At 27.5% G+C, this 2258-nt stretch carries 2 protein-coding genes and 1 pseudogene; all 3 read left to right on the plus strand.

Features of this window, described 5'->3' with window-relative positions:
- Positions 1-353, plus strand: a pseudogene (locus VN21_RS18975) (hypothetical protein); the annotation flags it as partial.
- Positions 350-1108 (plus strand): recombinase family protein, encoded by a 759-nt coding sequence (locus tag VN21_RS02830; RefSeq protein ID WP_046821953.1) that lies wholly within the window; start codon positions 350-352, stop codon positions 1106-1108. The pseudogene VN21_RS18975 and the gene VN21_RS02830, both read left to right, overlap by 4 nt.
- Before the next feature lie 290 nt (positions 1109-1398).
- Positions 1399-2070 carry a hypothetical protein gene (locus VN21_RS17780; protein ID WP_052951960.1) on the plus strand — a complete coding sequence of 224 codons (672 nt, stop codon included), beginning with the start codon at positions 1399-1401 and terminating at the stop codon, positions 2068-2070.
- The last annotated feature ends 188 nt before the right edge of the window (positions 2071-2258 follow it).

Genomic DNA, 2258 nt, shown 5'->3' on the forward strand with positions numbered 1-2258 from the left:
AAATGAGTAAAAACTTAATATATATGATATTTAACTCTAAGGATACTAAAAACTCCTTATATAATATAATTAATCCTAGATTATTATATTATTCAAATAAAACAGAAGATATCATGCTTGTAGGGGATGAATTATTTTTACTAGAACATAAAAACAGATGCATTTTCAAATTAGTTGATTTTAAAAATTATCTATATTTAAAAAGATCACCTTTTAATAGCAATTATTTATATAGAAACCGTCAAAATTTGTGCGATACAAAACATCCAAAACTTTTTTCAAAGGCCTTAGAATGGAATTTAAGAGGTCGATTAAAAATCAATAATTTTAGGAAATTAATAGTTAAACTATGAAAAAAGTAGTAGGATATCTTAGGATATCTACCGCATCACAAATTGACAACACATCTATAGAAATGCAACGTGAAAAGATAGAGCTTTATTGTAAATTAAATAATATAGAATTAGTAAACACTTATGTTGACGAAGGTTGGTCGGCAAAAGACTCTGACAGACCGTCCTATAATAAAATGATTGAATTTGTATCAAATAAAGAAAATGATGTAGATACAATTATAGTCTACAAAGCAGATAGAATTCATAGAAGTCTTAAAAACTTAATGATCATGGTTGACTACCTTCAAGAAATAGGAGTAGGATTTATATCACTTACAGAACAATTTAACACTAATACAGCTCAAGGATTGCTATTTCTACAAATGATTGGTAGTTTCTCTGAATTTGAGCGAAAACTAATTTCAGAAAGAACTCATTCTGGTAGAGTTGCTAAAGGAAAGAAAAATCTATTCCCTGGCGGTAGAATACCTCTTGGATACAAATTAGTTGAAAATGATATGTTAATGATTAAAGAGGATGAGGCAATAATAGTAAAAGATATATTCAAGCTTAGAAGTAAAGGGGTTTCATACGAAAGAATTGGTCGTAAATATAATTTTACAAAACAAAGGATAGCTTATATTCTTTCAAATCCTATTTACACAGGAGTATATAAGTATGATGGTAAAATAGAAAAAAATAGAATTAACCTCCAAGTTCCACCTATAATCAGTCGTTATATGTGGAATAAGGTTAATTCAAAAAGCAGTTAGATATGTTTTTTATTGTCGAACATTTTTATAAACTTTTGTAAGCTTTATTCTTATATATCGCTTACAATTATATTATAGTTATATTACATATATCTTACAGGCATATTTTTAAGTACTTACAATAAGTAATCTCTGAAAATATGCTTGTAAGCTCATTGTAAGATTTATGTATTTTTTAAGCAACGGACGTAGTCGTTTGAGTAACGGGACACGAGTTTACCGAGTGGACGTTGACGATATGAAATTTGAGCGATATGAGCAAAGCGAATTTTTATTAGGGGGGAATTAGTTTGACTAAGGACGAATTTAACAAATTGGGTATAGACAAGCAAATAGATTATTTGAATACAAACCTGACCGAGGGAATCTCACTAACTATATTATGCAAAAACATTGGAATAGCAAGGAGTACAGTTGCTGGAAGAGCTCTAAAACAAGGGTATATATTTAATAAAGAAATTAACCAGTACGTCTTAAATAATAAAATTGATACCGGACGAACTTACAGTAAGCTTACAGTAAGCAATCCGCTTACATACGAAAATAAAATGACATCAGAAATTGACAAACCTAACTTTTCAAACAATGATCTTAATAGTTTAAATCAAACTATATCAACTAGCACTGCTAATCATAATGGACTTATTTTAAATTCATCTGACTCAGACAACCTTAGTTACTTACTTAAAAATATAGATATACTAAAAGAATTTATAGAGAGCAATAAAAATAAATCTCCTAAAAATGAAGTATCTAGTTTAGAAGATATAGTAAACGATATTTATAAGTTTAAGCAAGAAAAAAGAAATTATAAAGTTAAAAGTCTAAGAATTGACGAAACTATCCTTAGTGAATTTGAATCTATAGCTAGTGAATTATCTAGTAAAGGTATAAATCAACAAGAGTTTTTAAACTATATATTAGAGTCTTACATTGGTTTTTATAAAAATTTTAAATTGTAATGTTATTATAAATCTATACACAGAAAAATAAGACTTTAAGTATTAACTTAGAAGTCTTTTTTTCTGTTATCGCAAAATATTTAGTTTTGGTTTTGGGGGGTAAATAAAATCCCCTAATAAATATGAATCTTTAAAGTATACAAAATTTAATTCAATCCACTTCTTTTTAGATATTCTAAGCTATCCGG

The sequence above is a fragment of the Paraclostridium benzoelyticum genome (genome assembly GCF_001006285.1).
Classification (GTDB): Bacteria; Bacillota; Clostridia; order Peptostreptococcales; family Peptostreptococcaceae; genus Paraclostridium; species Paraclostridium benzoelyticum.

Coding starts and splice junctions, on each gene's coding strand:
- VN21_RS02830 (WP_046821953.1), top strand. CDS start 350: ATGAAAAAAGTAGTAGGATATCTTAGGATATCTACCGCATCACAAATT.